This window comes from Streptomyces sp. DH12 (assembly GCF_020873895.1).
Taxonomy (GTDB): domain Bacteria; phylum Actinomycetota; class Actinomycetes; order Streptomycetales; family Streptomycetaceae; genus Streptomyces.
The window spans coordinates 1-25,501 of record NZ_JAHWGT010000013.1 but is presented as its reverse complement, the minus strand read 5'-3'; the positions used below and the strand labels follow the sequence as shown (position 1 = coordinate 25,501).

26 protein-coding genes, 1 other RNA gene and 2 pseudogenes are annotated in these 25,501 nt (G+C 76.3%); 15 read left to right on the top strand and 14 right to left on the bottom strand.

What is annotated here, in order from left to right; all coding sequences use genetic code 11:
- The first annotated feature begins 53 nt into the window (after positions 1–53).
- Complete coding sequence (locus tag LPA54_RS13970; protein WP_228977351.1) at positions 54–1,532, top strand: RNB domain-containing ribonuclease; 1,479 nt, start codon at positions 54–56, stop codon at positions 1,530–1,532.
- Here the strand turns inward: LPA54_RS13970 and LPA54_RS13965 are convergent.
- Together LPA54_RS13965 and LPA54_RS13960 are read right to left on the bottom strand one after the other, a co-directional pair.
- Positions 1,483–2,298: a hypothetical protein gene (locus LPA54_RS13965; RefSeq protein ID WP_228977350.1), complete on the bottom strand. Its 816-nt coding sequence runs from the start codon at positions 2,296–2,298 to the stop codon at positions 1,483–1,485. The two genes, LPA54_RS13970 and LPA54_RS13965, sit on opposite strands and share 50 nt — an antisense overlap.
- The gene (locus LPA54_RS13960; protein ID WP_228977349.1) at positions 2,295–3,095 is read right to left on the bottom strand and encodes a MerR family transcriptional regulator; all 801 of its coding nucleotides are present in this window, start codon (positions 3,093–3,095) and stop codon (positions 2,295–2,297) included. The genes LPA54_RS13965 and LPA54_RS13960 overlap by 4 nt, the downstream gene beginning before the upstream one ends.
- Positions 3,096–3,172: 77 nt before the next feature.
- On the opposite strand from LPA54_RS13960, the gene rnpB reads away from it, so the two are divergent.
- Positions 3,173–3,571, top strand: an RNA gene (rnpB, locus tag LPA54_RS13955) — RNase P RNA component class A.
- Between the two features lie 200 nt (positions 3,572–3,771).
- Here rnpB and LPA54_RS13950 read toward each other — a convergent pair.
- Positions 3,772–4,065 (bottom strand): annotated as a pseudogene (locus LPA54_RS13950) (DUF6087 family protein).
- Positions 4,066–4,216: 151 nt separating this feature from the next.
- On the opposite strand from LPA54_RS13950, the pseudogene LPA54_RS13945 reads away from it, so the two are divergent.
- Together LPA54_RS13945 and LPA54_RS13940 are read left to right on the top strand one after the other, a co-directional pair.
- Positions 4,217–4,571 (top strand): annotated as a pseudogene (locus tag LPA54_RS13945) (hypothetical protein).
- 216 nt (positions 4,572–4,787) lie between these two features.
- Positions 4,788–5,111: a nuclear transport factor 2 family protein gene (locus LPA54_RS13940; RefSeq protein WP_228977348.1), complete on the top strand. Its 324-nt coding sequence runs from the start codon at positions 4,788–4,790 to the stop codon at positions 5,109–5,111.
- A gap of 74 nt (positions 5,112–5,185) precedes the next feature.
- Here the strand turns inward: LPA54_RS13940 and LPA54_RS13935 are convergent, their stop codons facing one another.
- Positions 5,186–6,070 carry a PhzF family phenazine biosynthesis protein gene (locus tag LPA54_RS13935; RefSeq protein WP_228977347.1) on the bottom strand — a complete coding sequence of 295 codons (885 nt, stop codon included), beginning with the start codon at positions 6,068–6,070 and terminating at the stop codon, positions 5,186–5,188.
- Positions 6,071–6,171: 101 nt separating this feature from the next.
- Entirely contained in the window at positions 6,172–6,924 is a 753-nt protein-coding gene (locus LPA54_RS13930; protein WP_228977345.1) for an SDR family oxidoreductase, read from the bottom strand.
- 96 nt (positions 6,925–7,020) lie between these two features.
- Between LPA54_RS13930 and LPA54_RS13925 the strand changes: the two genes are divergently transcribed.
- Positions 7,021–8,646: an alkaline phosphatase gene (locus tag LPA54_RS13925; protein WP_228977343.1), complete on the top strand. Its 1,626-nt coding sequence runs from the start codon at positions 7,021–7,023 to the stop codon at positions 8,644–8,646.
- 90 nt (positions 8,647–8,736) lie between these two features.
- Here the strand turns inward: LPA54_RS13925 and LPA54_RS13920 are convergent, their stop codons facing one another.
- Positions 8,737–9,732, bottom strand: coding sequence for a Gfo/Idh/MocA family protein (locus LPA54_RS13920; protein WP_228977340.1), 996 nt, complete (start codon positions 9,730–9,732; stop codon positions 8,737–8,739).
- 82 nt (positions 9,733–9,814) lie between these two features.
- Between LPA54_RS13920 and LPA54_RS13915 the strand changes: the two genes are divergently transcribed.
- From LPA54_RS13915 to LPA54_RS13905, 3 genes are all read left to right on the top strand, one after another.
- The gene (locus LPA54_RS13915; protein WP_228977338.1) at positions 9,815–11,188 is read left to right on the top strand and encodes a multidrug effflux MFS transporter; all 1,374 of its coding nucleotides are present in this window, start codon (positions 9,815–9,817) and stop codon (positions 11,186–11,188) included.
- Between the two features lie 47 nt (positions 11,189–11,235).
- Positions 11,236–12,240, top strand: a complete 1,005-nt coding sequence (locus LPA54_RS13910; RefSeq protein WP_228977336.1) for a small ribosomal subunit Rsm22 family protein — start codon at positions 11,236–11,238, stop codon at positions 12,238–12,240.
- Positions 12,241–12,399: 159 nt separating this feature from the next.
- The gene (locus LPA54_RS13905; RefSeq protein ID WP_228977333.1) at positions 12,400–12,891 is read left to right on the top strand and encodes a hypothetical protein; all 492 of its coding nucleotides are present in this window, start codon (positions 12,400–12,402) and stop codon (positions 12,889–12,891) included.
- 120 nt (positions 12,892–13,011) lie between these two features.
- Here LPA54_RS13905 and ddaH read toward each other — a convergent pair whose 3' ends face one another.
- Complete coding sequence (gene ddaH, locus LPA54_RS13900) at positions 13,012–13,923, bottom strand: dimethylargininase (protein WP_368857862.1); 912 nt, start codon at positions 13,921–13,923, stop codon at positions 13,012–13,014.
- A gap of 84 nt (positions 13,924–14,007) precedes the next feature.
- Here ddaH and LPA54_RS13895 point away from each other — a divergent pair, with 84 nt between their 5' ends.
- Together LPA54_RS13895 and LPA54_RS13890 are read left to right on the top strand one after the other, a co-directional pair.
- Positions 14,008–14,631 carry a TetR/AcrR family transcriptional regulator gene (locus LPA54_RS13895; protein ID WP_228977330.1) on the top strand — a complete coding sequence of 208 codons (624 nt, stop codon included), beginning with the start codon at positions 14,008–14,010 and terminating at the stop codon, positions 14,629–14,631.
- A 203-nt stretch (positions 14,632–14,834) separates the two neighbouring features.
- Entirely contained in the window at positions 14,835–15,587 is a 753-nt protein-coding gene (locus LPA54_RS13890) for a bifunctional DNA primase/polymerase (protein WP_228977328.1), read from the top strand.
- Between the two features lie 163 nt (positions 15,588–15,750).
- Here LPA54_RS13890 and LPA54_RS13885 read toward each other — a convergent pair whose 3' ends face one another.
- Positions 15,751–16,668, bottom strand: coding sequence for a hypothetical protein (locus LPA54_RS13885; protein WP_228977326.1), 918 nt, complete (start codon positions 16,666–16,668; stop codon positions 15,751–15,753).
- Complete coding sequence (locus tag LPA54_RS13880) at positions 16,619–17,638, bottom strand: FTR1 family protein (RefSeq protein WP_228977324.1); 1,020 nt, start codon at positions 17,636–17,638, stop codon at positions 16,619–16,621. Before LPA54_RS13880 ends, LPA54_RS13885 begins: the two co-directional genes overlap by 50 nt.
- A gap of 263 nt (positions 17,639–17,901) precedes the next feature.
- On the opposite strand from LPA54_RS13880, the gene LPA54_RS13875 reads away from it, so the two are divergent.
- On the top strand, positions 17,902–18,606 hold the full coding sequence (locus LPA54_RS13875) for a PhzF family phenazine biosynthesis protein (RefSeq protein ID WP_228977322.1): 705 nt from the start codon (positions 17,902–17,904) through the stop codon (positions 18,604–18,606).
- Between the two features lie 10 nt (positions 18,607–18,616).
- On the opposite strand, the gene LPA54_RS13870 is transcribed toward LPA54_RS13875, so the two are convergent.
- Both LPA54_RS13870 and map read right to left on the bottom strand, forming a co-directional pair.
- A complete protein-coding gene (locus tag LPA54_RS13870; protein WP_228977320.1) occupies positions 18,617–19,288 on the bottom strand; it encodes a heme oxygenase (biliverdin-producing) in 672 nt (223 codons plus the stop codon).
- 171 nt (positions 19,289–19,459) lie between these two features.
- Entirely contained in the window at positions 19,460–20,317 is an 858-nt protein-coding gene (gene map, locus LPA54_RS13865) for a type I methionyl aminopeptidase (protein ID WP_228977318.1), read from the bottom strand.
- Between the two features lie 59 nt (positions 20,318–20,376).
- Here map and LPA54_RS13860 point away from each other — a divergent pair, with 59 nt between their 5' ends.
- Positions 20,377–20,616, top strand: a complete 240-nt coding sequence (locus tag LPA54_RS13860) for a hypothetical protein (protein ID WP_228977316.1) — start codon at positions 20,377–20,379, stop codon at positions 20,614–20,616.
- 137 nt (positions 20,617–20,753) lie between these two features.
- Here the strand turns inward: LPA54_RS13860 and LPA54_RS13855 are convergent, their stop codons facing one another.
- Together LPA54_RS13855 and LPA54_RS13850 are read right to left on the bottom strand one after the other, a co-directional pair.
- Complete coding sequence (locus LPA54_RS13855; protein WP_228977314.1) at positions 20,754–22,019, bottom strand: MFS transporter; 1,266 nt, start codon at positions 22,017–22,019, stop codon at positions 20,754–20,756.
- A 45-nt stretch (positions 22,020–22,064) separates the two neighbouring features.
- Positions 22,065–22,676 (bottom strand): hypothetical protein, encoded by a 612-nt coding sequence (locus LPA54_RS13850; RefSeq protein WP_228977313.1) that lies wholly within the window; start codon positions 22,674–22,676, stop codon positions 22,065–22,067.
- Between the two features lie 91 nt (positions 22,677–22,767).
- On the opposite strand from LPA54_RS13850, the gene npdG reads away from it, so the two are divergent.
- On the top strand, positions 22,768–23,481 hold the full coding sequence (gene npdG, locus LPA54_RS13845; RefSeq protein WP_228977311.1) for an NADPH-dependent F420 reductase: 714 nt from the start codon (positions 22,768–22,770) through the stop codon (positions 23,479–23,481).
- Between the two features lie 129 nt (positions 23,482–23,610).
- Complete coding sequence (locus tag LPA54_RS13840; protein ID WP_228977309.1) at positions 23,611–23,781, top strand: hypothetical protein; 171 nt, start codon at positions 23,611–23,613, stop codon at positions 23,779–23,781.
- Here LPA54_RS13840 and LPA54_RS13835 read toward each other — a convergent pair.
- Positions 23,771–24,604 (bottom strand): site-2 protease family protein, encoded by an 834-nt coding sequence (locus LPA54_RS13835; RefSeq protein ID WP_228977308.1) that lies wholly within the window; start codon positions 24,602–24,604, stop codon positions 23,771–23,773. The genes LPA54_RS13840 and LPA54_RS13835 overlap by 11 nt on opposite strands.
- 57 nt (positions 24,605–24,661) lie before the next feature.
- Between LPA54_RS13835 and LPA54_RS13830 the strand changes: the two genes are divergently transcribed.
- On the top strand, positions 24,662–25,501 hold an 840-nt coding region (locus LPA54_RS13830; RefSeq protein ID WP_228977306.1), incomplete at its 3' end, for a BTAD domain-containing putative transcriptional regulator.

Sequence of the window (25,501 nt, the reverse complement as noted above, 5' to 3'; positions counted from 1 at the left end):
GGCCGCCCAGCGTACAAAGTGCCGCGCCCGGTCGGGCGCCCTACGCTCGGCGTATGCCCCGCCGCCAGGTGCACGTGACCGGCGCCGCCGAGGCCGCGCCCCTGCGGGCGGCCCTCGGCGCGCTGCGCACCGCCCTCGATGTGCCGAGCGGCTTCCCGCCGGACGTCCTCGCCGAGGCGGAGGCCGCCGCCCGCGCCCCCCACCCGCCGGCGGGCCCGTCGGCGCACCGCTCGGACGGCCGGGCCGACGCCACCGCGCTGCCGCTGTTCACCGTCGACCCGCCGGGCTCCACCGACCTGGACCAGGCGATGCACCTGGAGCGCCGCCCCGGCGGCGGCTACCGCGTCCACTACGCCATCGCCGACGTCGCCGCGTTCGTCACCCCCGGCGGGGCGGTCGACGCGGAGGCGCACCGTCGCGCGCAGACCCTTTACTTCCCCGACGGCCGCGTCCCCCTGCACCCGCCCGTCCTCTCCGAGGGCGCCGCCAGTTTGCTGCCGGACCGGACGGTCCCCGCGCTGCTGTGGCGGCTCGACCTGGACGCGCACGGCCGGCACGTCGCCACCGACGTGCGCCGCGCCCTCGTCCGCAGCCGCGCCCGCCTCGACTACGCGACCGCCCAGCGGCGGATCGACGACGGCACCGCCGAGGAGCCCCTCGCGCTGCTGCGCGAGATCGGCCGCCTCCGGGAGGAACAGGAGGTCGCACGCGGCGGCGTCTCCCTGCCCCTCCCCGACCAGGAGGTCACCGAGGCCGACGGCGGCTACCGCCTGGAGTACCGCCCGCCGCGCCCCGCCGACGCCTGGAACGCCCAGATCTCCCTGCTCACCGGCATGGCCGCCGCCGACCTGATGGCCGCGGCCGGCACCGGCGTCCTGCGCACCCTGCCCGCGCCCTCCACCGACGGGGCGGTCGCCCGGCTGCGCCGCTCCGCCGAAGCGCTCGGCGTCCCCTGGCCGCACCACGTGTCGTACGCCGCCCTCGTCCGCGGCCTGGATCCGGCCGAGCCCCGCAACGCCGCGTTCCTCCAGGACTGCACCTCCCTGCTGCGCGGCGCCGCGTACACCGTCTTCACCGACGGGCGGCTGCCCGTGCCGGCGGTGCACGCCGCCGTCGCCGACGAGTACACCCACTGCACCGCCCCGCTGCGCCGCCTCGTCGACCGGTACGCCGGGGAGCTGTGCCTCGCGGCGGCCGCGGGCCAGGACCCGCCGGAGTGGGTGGCGGCCGCGCTGCCCGAGCTGCCCGACCGGATGGCCGAGGGCGCCCGCCGCGCCAACCGCGTCGAGCGGGAGTCCGTGGACGTCGTCGAGGCCGCGCTCCTCATGGACCGGGTGGGCGAGGTGTTCACCGGGACGGTCGTCGACGTCCGCGACGGCGACCCGCGGACGGGCACCGTCCACCTGCGCTCGCCGGCGGTCGTGGCCCGCCTGGAGAGCCCGGACGCGGCGCTGCCGCTGGGGGAGCGGATCGCGGTCCGCCTCACGCGGGCGTACCCGGGGCGGGAGAAGGCGCTGTTCGTGCCCGCGTGAGCGCCGCGAGCAGGGCGCGCGGCTCGTCGGCGTGGCACCGCACCACCCGTACCTCCCGCCGCCGGCCCAGCAGGCCGACGACCGTGACGGGCGAGGAGAGCTCCAGCGTGAGAGAGGTCTGCCCGCCGACGACGAGGTCCAGCTCGCCGTCGCCCTTCCGGTGCGTGAACACCGGCTCGTACCGGACGGCGGCCACCGCGTCGAGCGGCACCGCGAGGTCCATGTGGCACCCCTGCCGCAGCCGCAGCACCCGCCCGTCCAGCAGATGCGGCCGGGTGACCGAGGCCGCGTGCAGCCCCAACACGAAGAGCACCGTGTACACGTCCAGAACCAGCAGCACCTCATGCACCACGGGCACGTTCCGCAGCAGCCAGAACAGGCCGACCGTCTCGACGACGCAGACGAACGCGAAGCCGTACATCAGCGGTGCCTGGTCCCGCGCGTGCCCGAATCCCTCGACCCCCGCCCGCACCCCGTGCCGCCTCCGCCCCACCCACCGCACGAGGGAGGCCAGCAGCCCCAGCTCGTGGCCGACCAGCCGGACGACCGGCTCCGGGACGACCTCGTACAGCGCCGTACGCCGGTCCAGCCCCCCGCGCCGGGCCCGCCGGTACACCACCGCCCCCAGCACCAGCACCACGACCGCGAGCACCTCCACGGCGTGCAGCACCGCCGCCGGCACCCGCACCCCCGCGACCAGGCAGCAGACCAGCACCAGCTCACCGGGGAGCACGGCGTACCCGAGCCCCCGCACCAGGCGCCTCACCGCTCGCCCCCGGCCGCCCGCTCCACCGCTAGGCGCAAGGCCCGGCGGACCACCTCGACCTGCGCCGGCGAGAATTCCGCGAACAGCGCCCCCTCGAAGACCCCCGTCTCCGCCGCCGGATCGAGGTCGCCGACACTCGCCGCCACCTCGTCCGGCAGCAGCCCGGCGAGGAGCCGCGCGAGAGCCGGCACCCGCGGGTCACCGGCCCCCGCCCCGGCCAGCTCGTCCAGCCGCGCGTACAGCTCGTACGCCCGCCGCATCGCCTCCGGCTCCGCCACCGCCTCCCGCAGGGCCCCCATCAACCGGGCCCCCTCCTCGCCGGCGGCCACGGTGTCCATCAGCGTGATCAGCTCCCGGTCGACGCGGGCCATCCGCGGCTCAGGCCCCGGCAGCCCCGCGCTGGTCCGCGCCATGTCGGCGAAGAGCGCCGCGAGCTCGGGCGACACCGGCCCCTCGGCGGGCAGCCGCCCCTCGCGGGCCTGCGCCAGCAGGACGGCCAGCCGCCCCCGCCGCTCCCGCACCTCCGCCTCCTGCCGGGCCAGGTCCGCGTCCAGCTCCTCCAGCACCTCGGCCAGCTCCCGCCCCGAGTCGTCGGCCAGCACGTCACGCACCTCGTCCAGGGACAGCCCCAACTCGGCCAGCCGCCGCACCCGCGCCAGCAGCACGGCGTCCCGCAGCGTGTACGCCCGGTACCCGTTGGCCCGCCGCGGCGGCTCGGGCAGCAGCCCGATCCGGTGGTAGTGGCGCACGGCCCGCGTACTGACGCCGACCAGCCCGGCGATCTCTCCGATCCTCATGCGCCCAGTACAGACGTTGACGCCGCGACAAGGTCAAGCCGCGCCGCCGCTGCGGGTACCATGGTCGGCACGGCAGACGAGCCGGGCGGACGGCCGCGTGGGGACCCAAGGGTCCTCCCGAGGAACGTCCGGGCTCCACAGGGCAGGGTGGTGGGTAACGCCCACCCGGGGTGACCCGCGGGACAGTGCCACAGAAAGCAGACCGCCGGGGGCCTCGGCCCTCGGTAAGGGTGAAACGGTGGTGTAAGAGACCACCAGTGCCCAGGGTGACCTGGGCAGCTCGGTAAACCCCACCCGGAGCAAGGTCAAGAGGGGACACCCCGGTGTCCCTGCGCGGACGTATGAGGGCTGCCCGCCCGAGTCCGCGGGTAGACCGCACGAGGCCGGCGGCAACGCCGGCCCTAGATGGATGGCCGTCACCCCGACGACCGCGAGGTCCCGGGGAACAGAACCCGGCGTACAGCCCGACTCGTCTGTCGGCTTACTGAGAAGAGGCCCTTGACCTGGTGTTTTGCCTGGTCGGGGGCCTCTTCGCGCTCCAGCAGCCCAGTAAGAGCCATTCAGTCCTTATGGCTGTCGCGGGGTGTTTCCCGGTGCTGTGTGGCGATCCTGTGGCGGTGAGAGGCGCTGGTGCGGGGTGGATGAGGCAGCCGCGGGACGCTCTGAATCGACTGCTTCAAGGCTTGCGATGGCGGCCGGTGCCAGGCGCGAGAGGTGGTCGCGCTGGACCTGGAGCCGGAATCGGCGGAGTACTGGCGTCGGGGTACAGGATGCGCTTGGCCTCCGCGAGGTCGGTCGCGAAGGCGTACGGCTCTCAGGCGTGACCGTTCCACCGCTCGATGGCACGCGGAGCGTCGGGGTGCAGGTGCCATGCCCTCGGGCCGTCCCCGGAGACGATCGGCACGGCTCGAAGGCGGCCGATTTTCGCGTCCCGGCGCTCGGCCCACTCTGACAGCGGCTCGTCGTCCATCGTGCTTCCTATGGCTGGGGGACCTTCCAGGCAGATTAGCGGCCTACGGGAGTCGGTGTTCCCAGCGCACTCATGACCGATGACCGAGTCTCTGATCTGGATCACCGGATCGCGGCGCTTCCGCGCACCGCATGACGAGACGGACACGCGCATGAGTGACGGCCGGATCTTCCGCGAGGCGTGGATCGCCGGTGTGAACAAGCACCACCCCGGCGAACCGAAGCCCGGCTACGTCACGCTCTGGGACGAGACGCCCGAGTGGGAGCGCGAGGCCGCCGCGGCGGTGTACGGACAGGTTCGCTACTTCATCAAGGTCAGCGAAGGGCACGCCACACGGCTCTCTTCGTGAGCAGAAGGGCCGCTTCGTCGCGATCTGCTGGACTGCCCAGATGTTCCGGCACTTCGAGGACCCGAAGCCCGGATACGTCGCGGACTGGGCCGACCTTCCGGCCTGGCAGCGGGAGACGGCCGCGGACATCTTCGAGCGCATCGAGGAGGCCTTCTGACCATAGGCGCGGTGGCGCCTTTCGTCTGGTGCGACCGGGTTGGAGGCGTTCCGCTGTTCCCCCCGGCCCCGTCGCCCACGCCGCGCCCTCGCGGGGCCCCGGCCGCCCGCCGTGTGTCGTCCATGGGGGTGAGGCATCCCCGTGGCACCCGGCGGGAGGTGGTGGTCGGGGTGTATCCGGTGGGGCGCACATCCGTTTCGTCTCCCCGGAGGTCCCGTGCCCATCCCCGTCGACAAGCTCACCGACCCCGCCGTCCGCGCCTTCGTCGCCGCGCTCAACTCCCATGACCGGGCGGCCTTCCACGCCGCGCTCACCGCGGACGCCACGATGGCCGACGACGGGTCGGACCGGGACCTGGAGGAGTGGACGGACCGGGAGATCTTCACCACGCGCGGGCACCTCGACGTCGAGGCGCAGAAGGGCGGCGGGCGGGACCTGGTCGCCCGCTACCGCAACGACACCTGGGGCGAGATGCGCACCCAGTGGCACTTCGTCGTCGAGGACGGGAAGGTCGCCCGGTTCGAGACCGGCCAGGCGTGAGCGCGGGCCCGGGCGCCGGGGCCCGCGTCCGGGCCGCGGGGTCGGATGCGGGTGCCCGCGTCCGGGCCGCGGGGTCAGATGCGGGTGCCCGTGCCCGAGACCCGTACCCGGCGGTCGCCGGCGCGCAGCTCGACCGTCAACTCGCCCGGCCTGCCCAGGTCCTCGCCCTGGTGCAGGGTGAGGACGGCCGCCTCCGGCACGAGGTTCAGCTCGCGGGCGTACGCGCCGAAGGCGGCCGCCGCCGCGCCCGTCGCCGGGTCCTCGACGACGCCGCCCACCGGGAACGGGTCGCGCACGTGGAACACGGTCGCCGACTCCCGCCACACCAGCTGCACGGTCGTCAGGTCCAGCCGCAGCATCAGCGCGGCGAGCCGGTCGAAGTCGTACGCCAGGCGGGCCAGCCGCTCCCGGGTGGCCGCCGCCAGGACCAGGTGCCGGGCGCCCGCGAAGGCGATGCGCGGCGGCAGGGCCGGGTCCAGGTCCCCGGCCGGCCAGTCCAGCGCGGCCAGCGCCTCCGCGACGTCCTCGGCGGCCGCGTCCTCGACGTGCGGCTCCACACTGGTGAGCGTGGCGCGCAGCGCGCCGTCCCGCTCGGTCACCGTCACGGGTACCGGCCCGACGGGGGTGGCGAACAGCAGGGCGCCCGGCCCGATCCGCTCGCCCAGCGCGACGGCCGCCGCCACGGTGGCGTGCCCGCAGAACGGCACCTCCGCACGCGGGCTGAAGTAGCGGATGGTGAAGGCCCGGCCCGGTTCGCCGGGCAGCCCCTCGGGGGGCGGGGTGAGGAAGGCGCTCTCGCTGTACCCGAGCCGGGCGGCCACGGCGAGCATCGCGGCGTCGTCGAGACCGGAGGCGTCCGGCACGACCCCGGCGGGGTTGCCGCCCCCGGGGTCGGCGGAGAACGCGGTGTAGTGCAGGACCTCGGGTGCCGTGGGTGCCGTGGCGTCGCTCGTCGTCATGCCGGTGCCAACCGGCGCGCCCCGGCTGCTTGTTCCCGTACCGGTCGGCGGTCGCCGGCGCGCCGCCCGCCGTACCGGCCCGCGTCGCCGGCGGGGCGGGGTCAGCCCCGGCCGAGGTACGGCATCGCGGTCGCCATGACCGTCACGAACGGGATGTTCGCCTCCAGCGGCAGCGACGCCATGTGGACGACCGTCCGCGCCACGTCCGCGGCGTCCATCACCGGCTCGGCGGCGAGCGTCCCGTCGGCCTGGAGGATGCCCGCCTCCATGCGGCGGGTCATGTCGGTCGCGGCGTTACCGATGTCGATCTGCCCGCACGCGATCCGGTACGGGCGGCCGTCCAGCGCCAGCGACCTGGTCAGTCCGGTGACCGCGTGCTTCGTCGCCGTGTACGCCACCGAGTGCGGGCGCGGCACGTGCGCCGAGACGGACCCGTTGTTGATGATGCGGCCGCCCCGCGGCGACTGCTCCCGCATCTGCCGGTACGCCGCCTGCGCGCACAGGAACGCGCCGGTGAGGTTCACGTCCACCACGTGCCGCCAGGTCGCCGCGTCCAGCTCCTCGACGGGCGTGCCGCCCCCGGCGAACGTGCCGGCGTTGTTGAACAGCAGGTCCACCCGGCCGTACCGCTCGCGCACCGCCGCGAACAGCGCCGCCACCCCGTCCGGGGACGTCACGTCCGTGGGCACGCACAGGGCGCCGCCGCCTGCCAGCTCCGCCGTCTCCGCCAGGGGTCCGGGCCGCCGCCCGGCCAGGGCGAGCGACCAGCCGTCCGCCGCCAGGGCCACCGCCACGCTCCGGCCGATGCCGGAGCCGGCCCCGGTCACCACCGCGATCCTCCGCTCAGCGTCCATGGGGGCGCAGCGTACGACAGTGTCCGGCACCCGGACCTCATGTGCCCGACATGTGGATGTTGTGTACCGGACAATCCGAGGGGGTGCACTGGGGCGATGACGTCCGACGACTCCCTGTTCCGCGCGGCCGCCCGACACGTCGGCCGGCGGGGCTTCCTCACCGGCACGGGCGCCGCCGCGGCGCTCGCCTTCGCCGTCGGCCTCCCCGCCGCCGGCGCCGCCCAGGCCGCCGAACTCGACGCCCGGAAGATCACCGAGGACCCGTTCACGCTCGGCGTCGCCTCGGGCGACCCGCTGCCGGACGCCGCCCTGCTGTGGACCCGCCTCGCGCCCCGCCCCTACGAGCCCGGCGGCGGGCTGCCCGCCGCGCGGGTGGCCGTCCGGTGGGAGCTCGCCCACGACGAGCGCTTCACCCGCGTCGTCCGGCGCGGCCAGGCCACCGCCCACCCGGAGCTGAACCACACCGTCCACGTCGAGGTGCCGCACCTCGAACCGGGCCGCGCGTACCACTACCGCTTCCGCGCCGGCGGCTGGACCAGCCCGCCCGGCCGCACCCGCACCGCGCCCCACCCCGGCTCCCGGCCCGCCTCGCTGCGCATCGGCGCCGTCTCCTGCCAGGCGTACCACGACGGGTACTTCACCGCCTACCGCCACCTCGCCGACGAGCCGGACCTGGCCGCCGTCGTCCACCTCGGCGACTACCTCTACGAGTACGCGGTCGACGCCGCCGGCGGCGCCCGCGCCTACACCGACCGCCGCCTCCCGGCCCACTTCGCCCGGGAGACGGTCACCCTGGAGGACTACCGGCTGCGCTACGCCCTCTACAAGACCGACCCGGACCTGCGGGCCGCGCACGCCGCGCACCCCTTCGTCGTCACGTGGGACGACCACGAGACGGAGAACAACTACGCCGGCGACCGCCCCGAGAACGACGTGCCGCCCGAGGAGTTCCTCGCGCGCCGCGCCGCCGCGTACCGGGCGTACTGGGAGAACCAGCCGCTGCGCCGGCCGCAGCGGCCGTCCGGCCCCGGCATGCGCCTGCACCGCAGGCTCCGCTTCGGGCGGCTGGCCCAGTTCGACGTGCTCGACACCCGCCAGTACCGCTCCGACCAGGCGTACGGCGACGGCTGGCGCGTCCCGGGGCCGGAGTCGCAGGACCCGTCGCGCACCATGCTGGGGGCCGAGCAGGAGCGCTGGCTGCTGGACGGGTGGCGGACCTCGGACGCCCTGTGGAACGTCGTCCCCCAGCAGGTCGTCCTCGCGCAGCGGCGGAACGTGCCCGGCCCGGCGTACAAGGTGTCCATGGACGCCTGGGACGGCTACCCGGCCGCCCGCCGCCGCTTCCTCGACGGGGCGCGCGCGGCCGGCGCCGACAACCTCGTCGTCCTCACCGGGGACGTCCACGTCGGGTACGCCCTGGACCTGAAGGCCGACTTCGACGACCCCGCCTCGCGCACCGTCGGCACCGAACTCGTCGCCACCTCGATCAGCAGCGGCAGGAACGGCGCCGAGCGGCCCGCCAACTGGGGCGACCTGACGGCGGCCAACCCGCACCTGAGGTTCTACGACGGCCGGCGCGGCTACCTGCGCGTCACCTTCGACGAGCGGCAGACGCGGGCGGACTTCCGGACGGTGGACGCCGTCACCACGCCCGGCGCACCCGTCGCGACGGCCGCGTCGTTCGTGACGGAGGCGGGCGCGCCCGGCCTGCTGCCCGCGTAGGGCGGGGGCGCGCCCGGTGGCGCCGTCCGGCGGGGGTCCCCGGCGCGGGCGCGCGGCCGTACGCGCGCGCCCCGCGCGCCCGTCCCGCGGCTACTCGCCGGGGTAGCGGACGCCGACGCGCTCCCGTACCGCGTCGAGCGTCCGCATCACCGCGAGCGTGCCCTCCAGCGGCACCAGCGGCGACTGGGTCGCACCGGCCCGCAGGCAGCGCCCGACCTCCGCCGCCTGGTGCCGCATCGAGTCCCGCCGGCCCTCCGCCCGGAACACCTCCGGCTCCCGGCCGTCACGGAACAGCGTGAACACCTCCGGGTGGAAGAAGCCGCGCGGGAACTCGATGCGGCCCGCCGTCCCCGTCACCGACGCCGTCTGCGGGCTGTCCGCCACGACGGAGCACGACAGCAGCGCCGTCGCCCCCGAGTCCCAGCCCAGCAGCACGCCCGTGTTCAGGTCGACGCCCTCCGGGGACAGCAGCGCCCGCGCCGCCACCCGGTCCGGTTCGCCGAGCAGCAGCTGCGCGAACGCCACCGGGTACACGCCCAGGTCCAGCAGCGCCCCGCCGCCCGCGGCCGGGTCGCGCAGCCGGTGCCCCGGGTCGTCGGGGCCGACCAGGCCGAAGTCCGCGTGGACCGTGCGCACCTCGCCGACCGCGCCGTCCCGCACCAGTTCCACCAGCCGGCGCACGAGGGGGTGGCAGTACATCCACATGGCCTCCATCAGGAACACCCCGCGCCGCCGCGCGAGGGCCACCAGCTCCGCGCCCTCGCGGGCGTTCAACGTGAACGGCTTCTCGCACAGCACCGCCCGGCCCGCCTCCAGGCACAGCCCCGCCGCGGCCCGGTGCGCGGCGTGCGGCGTCGCCACGTACACGACGTCGACGTCCTCGTCCGCCGCGAGCCCCGCCCAGGAGCCGTGGGCGCGGGGTATCCCGAACCGCTCGGCGAAGGCGTCCGCCGAGGCGGCCGACCGGGACGCCACGGCGACGACCTCCGCCTGGTCGCCCATCTCCAGCAGGTCGCGGGTGAACCTCGCCGCGATCCCGCCCGTCGCCAGCACGCCCCAGCGCACCTTGCCCGACACCCGCACCACGCCCCGCCCCATCTCGATTGAGGTTTAAACCACTCTGATCGAGCTGAGAGCATAGGGGGCGCCCCCCAGGACAGGAGATGAGATGCCGGAGCCCGGCCCGAGCACCCGAGGACACATACCGACCGCCCGCCCCACCGGCACAGAGGCCCTGACCGGCGCCGGGGCGGAGGCCCCGGCCGGCGCGCGGAGCACGGCCGGCGCCGAGAAGCCCCCGGCCGGAGCCCCGGCCACTCCCGCGGGCGCCGCGGCCCGCCGTGTCGGACTCCTCGTCACCCTCGTACTCGGCGGCCTGACCGCGCTGCCGCCGCTGTCCATGGACATGTACCTCCCGGCCCTGCCGGAGGTCACCGGGTCCCTGCGCGCGCCCGCCGCCACGGTCCAGCTCACCCTCACCGCCTGCCTCGCCGGCATGGCCCTCGGCCAGCTGGTCGTCGGGCCGATGAGCGACCGGTGGGGGCGCCGCCGGCCGCTCCTCGTCGGCATGGTCGTGTACGTCCTCGCCACCGCCGCGTGCGCGCTCGCGCCGAACGTCGCCCTGCTGATCTCCTTCCGGCTCGCCCAGGGGCTCGCCGGCGCGGCCGGCATCGTCATCGCCCGCGCCGTGGTCCGCGACCTGTACGACGGCGTGGAGATGGCCCGGTTCTTCTCCACGCTGATGCTGATCTCCGGCGTCGCGCCGGTCATCGCCCCGCTCATCGGCGGGCAGATCCTGCGGATCACCGACTGGCGCGGCGTCTTCCACGTGCTGACCGTCGTCGGCCTGCTGCTCACCCTCGTCGTGTGGCGGTGGCTGCACGAGACGCTGCCGCCCGAGCGGCGGCACGGCGGCGGTGTCGGCTCCGCGCTGCGCACGATGCGCGGACTCCTCGCCGACCGGGTGTTCACCGGCTACATGCTCTCCGGCGGCCTCGCCTTCGCCGCGCTCTTCGCGTACATCTCCGCCTCGCCCTTCGTCGTGCAGGAGATCTACGGGGCGTCGCCCCAGACGTTCAGCCTCCTCTTCGGCCTCAACTCGATCGGCCTGGTCGCGGTCGGCCAGATCAACGGCAAGCTGCTCGTCGGCCGGGTCAGCCTCGACAAGGCGCTCGGCGTCGGCCTCGGCGTGATCGTCCTCGCCGCGCTCGCCCTGCTGCTGATGACCAGCGGCGTCTTCGGCCGGCCCGGGCTGGTGCCGATCGCGGCGGGCCTGTTCGTGCTGATGTCCGCGATGGGCCTGGCGATGCCCAACACCAACGCCCAGGCGCTGATGCGCACCCCGCACGCGGCCGGGTCCGCGTCGGCGCTGCTGGGCACGTGCTCGTTCCTCATCGGCGCCGTCGCCTCGCCGCTCGTCGGCATCGCGGGCGAGCACACGGCCGTCCCGATGGCCGTGGTGCAGCTGGTGTGCGCGCTGGGCGCGCTCGCCTGCTTCCTCGGGCTGTGCCGCCCGTGGCAGCAGACCGCCCGCACCCGCTGACCCGCCCCGGGCCCGGCACGACCGCCGGGCGCGCCTACGATGGGTCGGTGAACGCCTCCCCCCGCACCCCGGACGCCCTGCGCGCCGCCCTCGCCGGGCTGCTCGACGGGCTGCCGCCGACCAAGGCGGCGCAGGCCGTCGACCGGCTCATCGCCAACTACCGCGGCACCACCCCCACCGACGCGCCCGTCCTGCGGGACCGCGCGGACGTCGCCGCGTACGCCGCGTACCGGATGCCCGCCACGTTCGAGGCCGTGCGCTCCGCGCTCGCCGCGCTGCGCGACGCCGCCCCCGACTGGACGCCCGCCACGCACACCGACGTCGGCGGCGGTACCGGCGCGGCCGCCTGGGCCGTCGCCGAGGCGTGGGAGGAGGCCGGCGACGGCGCGGCCCCGCGCACCACGGTCCTCGACTGGGCGGAGCCGGCCCTCGCGCTCGGCCGCGAACTGGCCGACGCGTCCGGGCTGCCCGCGCTGCGCGCCGCCGACTGGCGCCGCGCGCGGATCGGTTCGGCCCTGCGGCTCGACGCCGCGGACCTGGTCACCGTCTCCTACGTGCTCAAGGAACTCACCCCCGCCGACCGCGCCGCCCTCGTCGACGAGGCCGCCCGGACCGCTTCCGCCGTGGTGGTCGTCGAGCCCGGGACGCCCGACGGGTACGAGCGGATCATCGCCGCCCGCGACCGGCTCGTCGCCGCCGGGCTGCGGGTGGCCGCGCCCTGCCCGCACAGCGGGACCTGCCCGATCGAGCCGGGCAGCGACTGGTGCCACTTCTCCGCCCGCGTCAGCCGCTCGTCGCTGCACCGGCAGGTGAAGGGCGGCTCCCTCGCGTACGAGGACGAGAAGTTCGCCTACGTGGCGGCGGTGCGCTTCCCCGCGGAGCCGGTCGCCGCCCGTGTGGTCCGCAGGCCGCAGATCCGCAAGGGGCAGGTCCTGCTCGACCTGTGCGCCACCGACGCGGGCCTGCGCCGGGACACCGTGACCAAGCGGCACGGCGCCCGGTACAAGGAGGCCCGCGACGCGGAGTGGGGCGACGCCTGGCCGCCCGCCTGACGGTGGAGGCCCGCCTGACGGTGGGACGCCCGTCCGACGGTGGGATGCCCGTCCGACGGGGCGGGACGGCCGCCTGACGGGTGACGGGTACCTGCCGACCGGGTGGGTCGGGCGGCGCGTCCGTTGTCCCGGGCCGCCCCGTCGGGCTGGGGTGGGGGCATGACACGCCTCGTTGGACGCGCACTGGCGGCGCCGCTCATGGCAGCCGCCCTCCTCACCGCCCCCGTCACCGCGACCGCCCACGCCGCCCCCAAGCCGAAGGAGGCGACCCGCACCATCGAGTGGGTCGCCGTCCTCAAGAGCCACACCAAGCCCGCGAGGCTGCGCGAGGGCGCCGACTGGACCGTCTACGCCCACCTCCACCTGAAGGCCCGGGACGGCCGGCCCGGCAAGAAGATCGGCGACACCACCGCCCACTGCGCCGCGATCCTGGTGAACCAGCGCGGCCACGTCACGCAGTGCTCGCGCGTGCTGCGCACCGACGCCGGTCACCTCAGCCTCACCGAGACGATGGACCGCTACGGCAAGGGCCCGCACACCGCGCCCGCGGCCGTCACCGGCGGCACCGGCGCCTACGCGGACGCGGAGGGCGAGGCCACCGTCGTCCTGCACGGCGACATCGCCACCTTCCGCATCGTCCTCGACGACTGAGGCGTCCCGCACGCCGCCCGGGGCGGCGGTGGCGCCGCCGCCCCGGGGGCCCGGGACCCCGCTGCCGGCCGGAAGTCGGCCGGCAGGCCGCCCCCGGAGGCAGCCGGGGACGCGCCGCGGTCAGCGCGCGCCGGGCGGCGCCCCCCGCAGCTCCTGCGTACAGCACTTCACACTGCCCCCGCCCTTGAGCAGCTCGCCCAGGTCGATCCCGACCGGCTCGAAACCGCGCCGCCGCAGCGGCTCGAAGAGCCCGACGGCCGCCTGCGGCAACACCACGTGCCGGCCGTCGCTCACGGCGTTCAGCCCCAGCGCCGCCGCGTCCGCCTCCTCGGCGACCAGCGCGTCGGGGAAGAGGCGCGCCAGGACCGCGCGGCTGCCGGGGGAGAAGGCGCCCGGGTAGTACATGATCTCGTCGGCCGCGTCGTCCAGGACGCACAGCGCCGTGTCCAGGTGGTAGTAGCGCGGGTCCACCAGGTCCAGGCCGATCACCGGCCGGCCGAAGAACTCCTGCGCCTCGTCGCCCGCCAGGGAGGTCGAGCGGAAGCCCCGCCCGGCCAGCAGGTACGAGGCCGTGACCGCGAAGTCCCCCTCGCCCTCGTTGACGTGCTCGGGCTCGTGGACGTCCGTGAAGCCGTGGGCGCGGAACCAGTCGCGGTGGGCCTGCGCCTCGGCCGTCCGCTCGGGGTAGAGGAAGCGCGCCCCCAGCACCCGCCCGTCGACCACGGTGGCGCCGTTCGCGGCGAACACCATGTCGGGCAGGTCCGGGCGCGGCTGAAGCAGGTCGACGGTGTGACCGAGAGCGCGGTAGCGGTCCCGCAGGTCCTCCCACTGCGCCAGGGCGAGCGGCAGGTCGACCGGTTTCGCCGGGTCCATCCACGGGTTGATGGAGTACGTCACCTTGAAGTGCGCGGGTGGGCACATCAGGTAACGGCGAGGTGATGCGTCACGAGGCAAAGAAGGCTCCTCACGAACGGCCGGCGCACGCGGTGTGCGTGCACCGCCATGGTGCGCCGTCCGGAGCCTCCCGCGCATCGGACCGTACGGGTGGTTGCCCGGATTCCCCTCCCGCCACGCGAGACGGACCGTGCCGCTCCGAGGCGTTGGTACATTCCTGCCATGGCCGAGACCCCGGCGGCGTCCGGCAGGACGCCCGACTCCACGCGCCGCAGCGAGCGCTCCCGCCGCGCCATCTTCGACGCGGCCCTCGCCCTCGTCGGCGAGGTCGGTTTCGCCCGCACGACCGTCGAGGGCATCGCCGCCCGCGCGGGGGTCGGCAAGCAGACGATCTACCGCTGGTGGCCCTCTAAGGCCGCCGTCCTGTTCGACGCCTACCTGGACCTGGCGGACCGGGCGGCGGGGGACGGCGAGGCCGCCCTGCCGGACACCGGCGACCTCGCCGCCGACCTGCGCACCGTCCTGCGCGCCACGGTCGACGAGCTGAACGACCCCCGCCACGAGGCGCCCACCCGCGCCCTCACCGCCGAGTGCGTCATGGACCCCGTCCTCGGCGGCCGCTTCGTCGAGCGGCTGCTGGAACCGCAGCTGGAGCTGTACGCGCGGCGGCTGCGCGCCGCCCGGGACGCCGGGGACGTGCGCCCCGACGTCGATCCGCGCGTCGCCCTGGAGCTGTTCGTCGGCCCGCTGACCCACCGCTGGCTGCTGCGCACCAAGCCCCTCACGCACGCCTACGCCGACGAACTCGTCGACCACGCCCTGCGCGGTATCGCCGCCCGCCCCTGAGACCCCGGCGGCGCGTGGACCTCCTCACGGTGAACACCGGACGAACGGCGGGCATACCCCGACAAAACCCGGCAACCCGAGCGGTCCGGCGGCCCTCCGTTCACACCGCCCGTCCCCAGGTTGGGAACTCCCGTCACCTGCGGCGCTCGATGGTGGGACCATGGCAGGGACCACAGGGGCCAGTTTCAGGTGTGAGGGGATAGATGGGCGACGGTATCGGCCGCTACCGCGGCACGGAGAGCAAACTCGCGCAGTGGCTGCGCCGCCGCCCGAGGAAGCCCGCCGAGGACGCCCCGAGCCGGGAGGAGCTCCTCCTGGCGTCGGCCGCCGCCGGTCTGCCGCTCGCCCCCGCCGCGCACCCGGTCGGGTACCGCTGCTCGTGCGAGCGCATCGGCTGTCCGACGCCCGCCCGCCATCCGCTCTCCTTCGCCTGGCAGACGCAGTCCACCACCGACCCCGAGCAGATCGAACGGTGGGCGCAGGGCCAGCCGCAGGCCAACTTCATCACCGCGACCGGCATGGTCCACGACGTCCTCGACGTTCCGCTGGAGGCCGGTCGCGCCGCGTTGGAGCGGCTCCTCGCGGAGGGCGTCGAGGTGGGCCCCGTGGCGCAGTCCGGGGACGCGCCGGACGGCGGCGGCCGGGCGCTCTTCTTCACGGCCACGCGCGGTACGCCCGAGGACGAGGACGAGTGGTGGCCGTGCGAGCTGGACTGCCACCCCGAGACGATGGACGAGCACCCCGGCCTGCGCTGGCACTGCCGCGGCAGCTACGTCTTGGTGCCGCCGGCCCGGCTGCCCGGTGACCGCGCCGTGGAGTGGATCCGCGGCCCCGAGCACCCGCTGCCGGACCCGCTGACGCTGCTGGAGGCGCTCACCGACGCCTGCGCCCGCCACGCCGACCGGTACGACGAGCACGGCGACCACCACGCGGTGGCCTGGCCGCTGACCCGCTGACCCGCTGACCCGCTGATTCGCCGACCCCGCCGACCTCCGCTGACCCGGCGGTCGGCTCGGGCGGTGTCCCGCCGGCCCGGCGGCCCGCCGCCGTGCCGTCCCGTCCCGCCGACCGGCGACCGGGTGGCCCGGCGGAGGCGGGACGGGCGGGGCCCGCGTGCGGTCAGGAGCCCTTCAGGGCCGTGACGCCCTGCATCCGGTGGACCACCGTCACCCGGTCGCCCCCGGCCCCGGCCGGTCCGACCCGGGCCGTGACGCCGGCCACCCACTCCTTGGTCAGGGTGGTGCTGACGTCCCCGCTGAGCAGCGGCTTCTCGTCCGCGGTCACCTTCGGCCGGTACCCCTTCGCGGTCGTGCGCCGCTCGTGGAAGCGGGAGGAGAAGAAGACCAGGGCCCCGCCGTCCTCGGTGACGAGCCCCACCGGCGCGAACGGGCCGGAGTCGAGCGCCTGGTCGGCGAACTGGAGCGCCAGCCCCGGCCGGTCGGCGATCCTCGCCCGGTTCTCCCGCAGCCCGGAGGTGTGCGGGCCGGCGGCGAACACCTTCGGCTCCCCGGTCCTCAGATACGCCGCGTAGTCCCGGCTCAGGTCGGCGGGGACCGCCGCGAGGGAGGTGCCGTCCGTCGGCGCCGCCTCGGCCCAGCCGTCGGCGTCCCGGCGGAAGGCGGGGACGTCGCCGGGGGCGAGGACGGCCAGGTGGGACGCCTCCCACATCCGGTCGGCGCCCTCGCGGACGAAGACCAGCAGCCAGCGGTCGTCGCCGGCGCCCCGGTCGGTGTCCAGGTTGGAGTCGGCGTCCGCGACGAACCAGCGGGGCCAGCCGGCCTTCTTCGGGATGGCGAACCGGACGTCGGACAGCTCCAGCGGCCTGTGCTTCGGGTTGCCGCCCGGGTGCGTCACCGAGCGGGACTTCAACCCGGCCTGGTTTATCGCCCCGAGCGAGCCGGTCACCCGGTGCGCGTCGAGGGACGGGTCGTACGCCTTGTCCGCGGCGTTGTACGCGGCGGTGAACTCCGCGAGCGCCCGTTCCGCCTCATCCGGCGTGGCCGTCGGGACCACCGCCCGCTCGCCGTGCACCGTCACGCACCCGCTCGCCGCCAGGGTCAGCGCCGCCACCGCCGCCACCGCGGCGAGCCGCCCGCGGCCCCGCGCCCGGCCCAGCCCCTCCACCAGCCCTCGCATCGGTTCTCTTCTGCTCCTCGACCCCGACCGGCAACGACCGACCGAACCCTACCGGGGCCGGTGCGCGGACGAACGCCGGGACCAGGAACAGCGCCCACACCGCGACCTGGAGCACCGACGGGTCCGGCCGCACCCCGAACACGCCCTCCAGCAGCGCCCCCGGCCAGCGGTCCGGCGACACGGCGCCGCCCAGGTCGAACGCCCGGCCCGGCAGGGCGCCGCCCGGCGCCACCGCGTCCTCCAGCTCCCGCACCCCCTGCGCCAGCACCCCGGCCGCCACCACCAGCAGCGCACCGCCCGCCCAGGCGGCCGAGCGCCTCGGCGGCAGGCACCGTACGCCGGTGTGGACCGCCCAGCCCAGGAGCGCAGCGACCGCCAGGCCCAGCAGCACCATGCCCAGCGGGCCCGCCGACCCGGCCTCGTCACGGGCGGCCGACACCGTCGCCCACACGAACACCGCCGTCGCCAGGCCCTCCCGCGCCACCACGAGGAACGCGGTGGCCGCCACGAACCCGGGGCGCGCCCGGTCCGGCCGCAGCACCGCCAGCGCCAGGCACACGACAGCGGCCACGGACGGGACGCCCGAGACGACCCGCCACGCCGTGGGCGTCAACGCCAGCGGGCCGAACTCCAGCGCGGCGCCGAGGGCCGAGGCCGCCACCGCCCCGGCGGCGGCGCCGCGCCACAGCGCCCGCGACCGCCCACCGACCCCGTCCCGCCACTCCATCCCGTCCGGTGCGGCGCGGGCGGCGCGTGCGGTGCGGGGGAGCCAGACGGCGAACAGGCCGAGGAGCAGGGCGGTTTCCAGGCCGCCGCGGAGCCCTGCCAGATGGGAGCCGAGCACAGGAGGGGCCTTTCGGGTCGTCGTCACACGGGCGGGCCGCCGTCGTCGGTCACCGGCCGGAGCCCGCCCGGGGCCGGCTCGCCGACCGCGTCGCCCGGACCCCCGTCCCCCGACCATCCGTCAGCCGCACGCCACAGGTGGGCCGTTCGGCGGGCGGCCGGTGGGCAGGGGCGGGCGGCGGTCCGTCCGCACACGGTAGCGAGCGGCGGCCGCCCCACCGACCGGCAGGGTCACGCGGCGGCGTCCCGCCGTCCCGGCCGCGCGGCCCGGCGCCGTGTTTGAATGCCCCGGTGAACACGGCACACGACGTCCTGGCGGTCTTCTGCGGCCCCGACGGGCGGCACGGCAACCGGCTCGGCGTCGTACGGGAGGGCCGCGCCCACCCCGACGCGGTGACGCGTCAGGTCCTCGCCCGGGAACTGGGCCACCCCGGCACGGTGTTCGTCGACGACCCGGAGCGGGGCGTCCTCGACATCCACGCGCCCGGCGCCCGCCTGCCCTTCGACGCCCATCCGGTCCTCGGCGCCGCCTGGCTGCTGGATCTGGAGGTCCTCGACCTCCCCGTCGGCGAGGTGTGGGCCCGCCACGACGGGGAGTTCACCTGGATCGAGGCCCGCCCCGAGTGGGCGCCGCCCTGCGAGCTGCGCCGGTACGCGTCGGCGGCGGAGGTCGAAGCGCTCGACGCGCCGCCGCCGGGCGGGCCCGGCGGCCCCGAAGCCCCCGGCGGGTCGCCGGGCGGGCCCGGGGCGACGGTCTACGCCTGGGCGTGGGAGGAGGAGGCCGCGGGCCGCGTGCGCGCCCGCGCCTTCGCCGGGTGCGGCGAGGGCGGACAAGCAGACGGGGCCGGGGCCGGGGCCGCCGGCGCGCTGCACCTCACCGCCCGGCTCGGCCGCGCCCTCAACATCCTCCAGGACGCCGGGGCGCAGATCGTGACGGCCCCGGGCCCCGACGGCGTGGTCGAACTGGGCGGCCGGGTCCGCCGGATCGGCGCCTGAGCGCCCCCGCTCAGGCGCTGAGCGGGAACTCCCCGGCCAGCTCGCGGAAGACGGCGGTGTTGTGGGCGAAGGCCCGCTTGCACTCGTCGACGATCCGCTGCCGCTCCAGGTCGTCGGCGTTCACCCGGTCCAGCAGGTCGCGGTAGTCGCGCTTGAAGGCGGCGGGGCTGCCGATGCCGTCGAAGACGTAGAAGCGGACGCCGTCGCCCTTGCGCGCGAAGCCCCACGCGCGCTCGGCCCGGTCGCGGATGACCTGCCCGCCGGAGAGGTCCCCGAGGTAGCGCGTGTAGTGGTGGGCGACGTACCCCGCGGGCCAGGTGCGGGCGCACTCCTCGACGCGGGCGGCGTACGCGGCGGTGGCCGGCAGGGCCGAGGCGCGCTCCCGCCAGTCGGCGCCCAGCAGGTGGGCGAGATCCCGCTCCAGCGCCGGCGTCCGGAACAGCTCGCGCCGGACGAACGGCCCGGCGACGGGGTCGTCCGCGAGGCCGGCGGCGCCCGCCTCCAGCGCCCGGTACACGAACCACAGCTGCTCGGTGTAGCGGGCGAAGGCGTCCACCCCCAGCCGGCCGCCGAGCATGTCGCCCATGAAGGAGGAGGTCTCGGCCTCCGTGTGCGCCGCGTGCGACGCGGTGCGGATGAGCGTCGAGAACGGGGTGGCGGGAGCGGTGGCGCTGGCGTCCAAGGCGGGCCTCCGGGACCGAGGGGTGCGTCGGCGTGACGGACGAGCGGGGTGGTGACGGCCGGACGCGCGCCGTGCGCGGCCCGCTGCCACCGCCGCCGATCCTCCTGCTTAGGGTCACCTAAGTCAACGCTTTCCGACGTCCTGTCGGTAAAACGGTACCCCTCGGCGGCGTCAGGGCAACGTGAGGATGTCGGCGCCGCTCTCCGTCACCACGAGCGTGTGCTCGAACTGGGCGGTCCGCCTGCGGTCCTTCGTCACGACCGTCCAGCCGTCGTCCCACATGTCGTACTCGTGGGTGCCGAGGGTGAGCATCGGCTCGATCGTGAAGGTCATGCCCGGCTGCATCACGGTCGTCGCGTGCGGGGCGTCGTAGTGCGGGACGATGAGGCCGGAGTGGAACGAGGTGCTGATGCCGTGCCCGGTGAAGTCCCGCACGACGCCGTAGCCGAAGCGCTTGGCGTACGACTCGATGACCCGGCCGATGACGTTGATCTGCCGGCCCGGCCGGACCGCCTTGATCGCGCGGTTCAGGGACTCGCGGGTCCGCTCGACGAGCAGCCGCGACTCCTCGTCCACGTCCCCGCACAGGTAGGTGGCGTTGTTGTCGCCGTGGACGCCGTGGATGTACGCGGTGACGTCGAGGTTGACGATGTCGCCGTCGCGCAGCACGGTCGAGTCCGGGATGCCGTGGCAGATGACCTCGTTGACGGAGGCGCACAGGGACTTGGGGAAGCCCCGGTAGCCGAGGGTCGACGGGTAGGCGCCGTGGTCGCACATGTACTCGTGCGCGACGCGGTCCAGCTCGTCGGTGGTGACGCCCGGCGCGATGTGCTTCGCGGCCTCCTCCATCGCCCGCGCGGCGATGGAGCCGGCGAGGCGCATCCGCTCGACGGTGTCGGAGTCCTGGACCTCGGGGCCGTCGTACGGCGCCGGCGCCGGCTTCCCGACGTACTCGGGGCGGCGGATGGATCCGGGGACGGAACGGGTGGGGGAGAGCTCCCCTGGGACGAGCAGCGACTGGCCAGACATGCCAGCGAGTCTAACCAGGGCCCGCGGGGGCACCATGGCGACAGAGGAAGGAGCGGGACATGGCCCTGTTCAAGAAGCGCACGGCGGGCAAGCCGGGCGAGTGGTTCTACTGCCTCCGGCACGGCAAGGTCGAGGAGGGGCCCGAGTGCCCGGCCAAGGACCGGTTCGGTCCCTACCCGACCCGGCAGGAGGCGGACCGCGCGATGGAGACCGCCCGGGAGCGCGACCTGGAGTGGGAGAACGACCCCCGCTGGCACGACGGCGGCACGGGGGCGTCCGCCCCGGACCGGGAGGGCTGACCCCCGGCCCCCCGCCCGGCACCCGCCTCCGGCCCCCCGCCCGGCACCCGCCTCCGGCCCCCCGCCCGGCACCCGCCTCCGGCCCCCCGCCCGGCACCCGCCTCCGGCCGCCCGCCGCCGTCCGCCGTCCGCCGCGCCTACGCGGCGGCCTCGCGGCGGCGCCGGGCGTCCTCGTCGGTCGTCGCGTCGTACGTGACCAGCTTCGGCAGCGCCGCCGCCAGCACCGCCACCGCCGCCACGCACGCCACGCCGCCGCCCCAGACGGCGGGCCGCGTCCCGGTCCACCCGGCCATCGCGCCCGCCCGGACCTGGCCCAGCTGCGGGCCCACGCTGTACGACAGCACCTCGATGCCCGCCAGCCGCCCCCGCAGCTCGTCCGGGATCGTCTGGTTCCAGATCGTCGACCGGCCCAGCCCGCTCAGCATGTCGCCCGCGCCCGCGAACGCCAGCGCCACCAGGACCAGCCACACGTTCTCCAGCCACCCCGCGGCCGCCACGGCCAGCCCCCACCCGCCGGCGCCGACCACCACCATCAGCCCGTGCCGCCGCACCCGCGACGTCCAGCCGCTCGTCAGGCTGAGCAGCACCGACCCCACGGACCCCGCCGCGTACATCAGCCCCAGCGACCACTCGGCGTCCAGCTCGTCGGCGAGGAACGGGAACAGCGTGTGCGGGAAGGCGAGCAGCATCGCGGCCAGGTCGACGGCGTACGTGCCGAGCAGCACCGGCCGCGACCAGGCGTACCGCGCGCCCTCCGCGATCCCCCGCAGGGACGGCTTCGCCGAGCCCCGCGCGGGCGGGGCCGGCGACAGGCGCAGGCACAGCACCACCGAGACGGCGAAGCAGCACACGGTCGTGGCGTACGCCGCCCCGTGGCCCGCGTACGCCACGACGAGCCCGGCGAGGGCCGGGCCCGCGATGGCGCCGAGCTGCCAGCGCAGCGCGTTGAGCGCGGCGGCCGCCGGGAGCTGGTCGTGCGGCACGATCCGGGCCATCAGCGAGTCCAGCGCGGGCCGCTGGAGCCCGGCCATGGCGGAGACGCCCGCCGCGACCACGTACAGCGGCCACAGCGTCGGCCGGGGCGCGAGCGCGTTGAGGAGCAGCACCACGGCGAGCAGCCCGAGGGCCGCCTCGGTCAGCAGGATCACCCGCCGCCGGTCCACCGCGTCCGCCAGCGCGCCCCCGTAGAGGCCGCACACCACCAGCGGCACCAGCTCGACCGCGCCCATCGCTCCGACCGCCAGCGGCGAGTCCGTGAGGTCCTTGATCTGCAGCGGCAGCGCGACCATCGCGGTGAAGCTGCCGAAGTACGCGACGAGGCCCTGCACCCACAGGAGGCGGAAGTCCCGGGAGGAGCGCCACGGGGCCAGGTCGGGGAGCAGGGCGGACGGCTTCGGGGTCACGGGGCGCCATGCTGCGCCCCGGCCGCCGGCCCCCGCAAGCCGTTTTCACCAGCGCTCGGGCGGCGGGGAGGTCAGGTGGTCGGCGAGGCGGGACAGCCGGTCGCGGAACCGGGTGCGGCGGCCCCGGGGCGAGGGCAGGCTGTTCTCGCCGGCCGCCGCGCTCACCAGGTGCTGCACGGTGTCCAGGTCCACCCCGCCCGACCGCTCCGGGTCGACCGTCAGGCACTCGTGCGCCAGGCCCTGCACCTCCGGCACCCCGCCGTCCAGGGACAGCACCGTCGCGCCCGCCCGCCGCGCGTCGTGGACCCGCTCCAGCAGGCCGGCGTCCGGCCGGTCCGGCGCCACCAGCAGCAGCGTCGCCCCCCGGCCCGCCGCCTCCAGCCGCCCCGGCCCGACCGACAGGTGCGCCGGGTCGGCAGGGCCCACCCGGTGCCGCACGAGGGTGGGCGCCAGCTCGGGCCGCCCCGACCACATCGCCTCGTCCACCAGGTGCGCGGCCAGGTGCCACGGCTCGTACGAGGCCGTGCCCACCAGCAGCAGCCCACCGCCCTGCGGCACGACCGACGACCGCAGCGCCCCCGCGAAGGAGCGCGCGGCGGCCGGCCACGCGGTCCCGGCCAGCACTTCGCGGAGCAGGGCGACCCGTACGGCATCCATGGCGCCGCATCCTGCCCCGGCGGCCGGCCCGGCGCGCGGCCACCGCGGCCCTGTCACCCGTACGGGCGTGGTGGCACGTAGTGTCGGCCCCATGACTGAGACGGAGACCAAGAAGGCCCGGGACCCCTGGGAGCTGCCCGACGTGACGGGCCTCGTCGTCGGCGTCCTCGGCGGCACCGGCGACCAGGGCCGCGGCCTCGCCTACCGGCTGGCCCGCGCCGGGCAGCAGGTGGTCCTGGGCTCGCGCGCCGCCGACCGCGCCCGCGAGGCCGCCGCCGCGCTCGGCCTCGGCGTCGAGGGCGCCGACAACGCCGAGTGCGCCCGCCGCAGCGACATCGTGATCGTCGCCGTGCCGTGGGAGGGCCACGCGGCGACCCTGCGCGAGCTGCGCGAGGAGCTGCGCGGCAAGCTCGTCGTCGACTGCGTCAACCCGCTCGGCTTCGACAAGCAGGGCGCCTACGCCCTCACGCCGGAGGAGGGCAGCGCCGCCCAGCAGGCCGCGCTGCTGCTGCCGGAGTCGCGGGTGACGGCGGCCTTCCACCACCTGTCGGCGGTGCTGCTGCGGGACGAGGCGGTCGAGGAGATCGACACCGACGTGATGGTCCTCGGCGACAAGCGCGCCGACACCGACCTCGTGCAGGCGCTCGCCGCCCGCATCCCCGGCATGCGGGGCGTCTACGCGGGCCGGCTGCGCAACGCCCACCAGGTGGAGTCGCTCGTCGCGAACCTGATCTCCGTCAACCGCCGCTACAAGGCCCACGCGGGGCTGCGCGTCACCGACGTCGACGGCGCGCCCGGCGCCTGAGCGGCGCCGGACGGCACGCTCGTGCGGCACCGCCGGGCGGGCGCCCAGCGCGCCCGCGCGGCGGGCGGCCGCGGCCATGGGGGACACTGGACGGGCACCGTCACCCCCACCGGACAGGAGCCGTCCCCCATGCCCCGCCTCGCCCTCTACACGCTTGTCGTGTGCGTCCTCGCCGCCGCGGCCGCCGTGGTCTCGTTCGTCCAGGGCAGCTGGCTCGGCATCGTGTGGGTGCTGCTGGCCGGCGTCTCCTCCAACATGAGCTGGTACTACTGGCGCCGCTCCCGCCAGGTCACCCGCTGACCCCCGGCACCAGACCGCAGACCGCGCCCGGCTCCTGCCAGAAGCGGTAGAGGTCCAGCCCGCAGGACGCCTCCCCCGAGCCCACGCCGAGCGCGCCGAGCACCCCGTGGACCAGGCCGAAGAACACCTGGTTCACCTCCGGCGCGAACAGCAGGACGACCACCGCGAGCAGCCCGTACGGCGCGAACGGCTCGACCGCCCGCCGCGCCCGCTCCGACAGCCACGGCTCCAGCACCCCGTACCCGTCCAGGCCCGGCACCGGCAGGGCGTTCAACAGCGCCGCCGTGACCTGGAGCAGCGCGACGAACGCGAGGGCGGCCCGGAAGACGCCCGGCACCCCGTCGAGGGCGCCCAGCCAGAACGGCGCGGTGCACACGGCGGCGAGCAGGACGTTCGCCAGCGGCCCCGCCGCCGACACGAGGCTGCGCCGCAGCCGCCCCGGGATGCGGTGGCGCTCGACGTGGACGGCGCCGCCCGGCAGGCCGATGCCGCCCATCACCAGGAACAGCACCGGCAGCAGCACGCTGAGCACCGGGTGCGCGTACCGCAGCGGGTCGAGCGTCAGATAGCCCTTGGCCGCCACGGACACGTCCCCCGCGTGCAGCGCGGTCCGGGCGTGCGCGTACTCGTGCAGGCAGAGGGAGACCACCCAGGCGCCGGTGACGGCGAGGAACACGGCCGCGCCCCGCCCCACGCCGCCCGAGGCGGGCCCGGCCCCGGCCCACACCGCCCAGCCGGCGGCGGCCGTCACGCCGGCGACGGCGAGGAAGACCGGGCTGACCGCGCGGTCGCCACCGCGGCGGCGCGAGACGGCGGTTGACATGGCGGACCCTCCTCGGCCGGGGCGTCGACCGTACCCCGCGTCGCGCAGAATGGGCCCGTGCACATCTCCGTACTCGGCCCCACGCAGGTCCACCGCGCGGACGGCGCACCCGTCCCGGTCGGCGGGGCGCGGCTGCGCGCGCTGCTCACCGTCCTCGCGCTGCGCCCCGGGCGGACCGTGCCGGTCGGGCTCCTCGTCGACGAGGTGTGGCACGGCGACGAGCCGCCCGCCGACGCCGTGGCCGCCCTGCAGGCGCTGGTCGGCCGGCTGCGCCGGGCCCTCGGCGCCGGCGCGGTGGTGTCGGCGGCCGGCGGGTACCGGCTGGACGCCGCCGCTGACGACGTGGACGCGCACCGGTTCGAGCGGCTCGTGGCGGACGGCGCCCGCTTCCTGGACGCCGGCGACGCGGCCAAGGCGCTGCACGTGCTGGACGAGGCGCTCGGCCTGTGGCGGGACCCGGTCCTGGCCGACCTGCCCGGCCGGGCGGCGGAGGCGGAACGCTGGGCCGCCCGCCGCGGCACCGCCGTCCGCGGCCGCCTCGCGGCGCTGGCGGCGCTGGGCCGCGCCGAGGAGGCGCTGCCGGAGCTGGCCGCCCTGTGCGCCGCCACCCCGCTCGACGAGCCCCTGCACGCCCTGCGGATCCGCGCCCTGCGCGCCGCGGGCCGCCCCGCCGCGGCCCTCGCCGCGTACGAGGCGGTCCGCCGCGACCTCGCCGAGCGGCTCGGCACCGACCCGGGCCCGCAGCTTCGCGCCCTCCACGCCGAGCTGCTGTCCCCGGCCCCCGCGCCGGACCCGGCCCGGGTGCACGGCCCGCCGGGCGCGGCGGCGCCCGGCGCGGGAGCCGTGCCCGGTATGCCCGGCGCGGCGGCACCCGCCCCCACCGGCCCCGCCCCCACC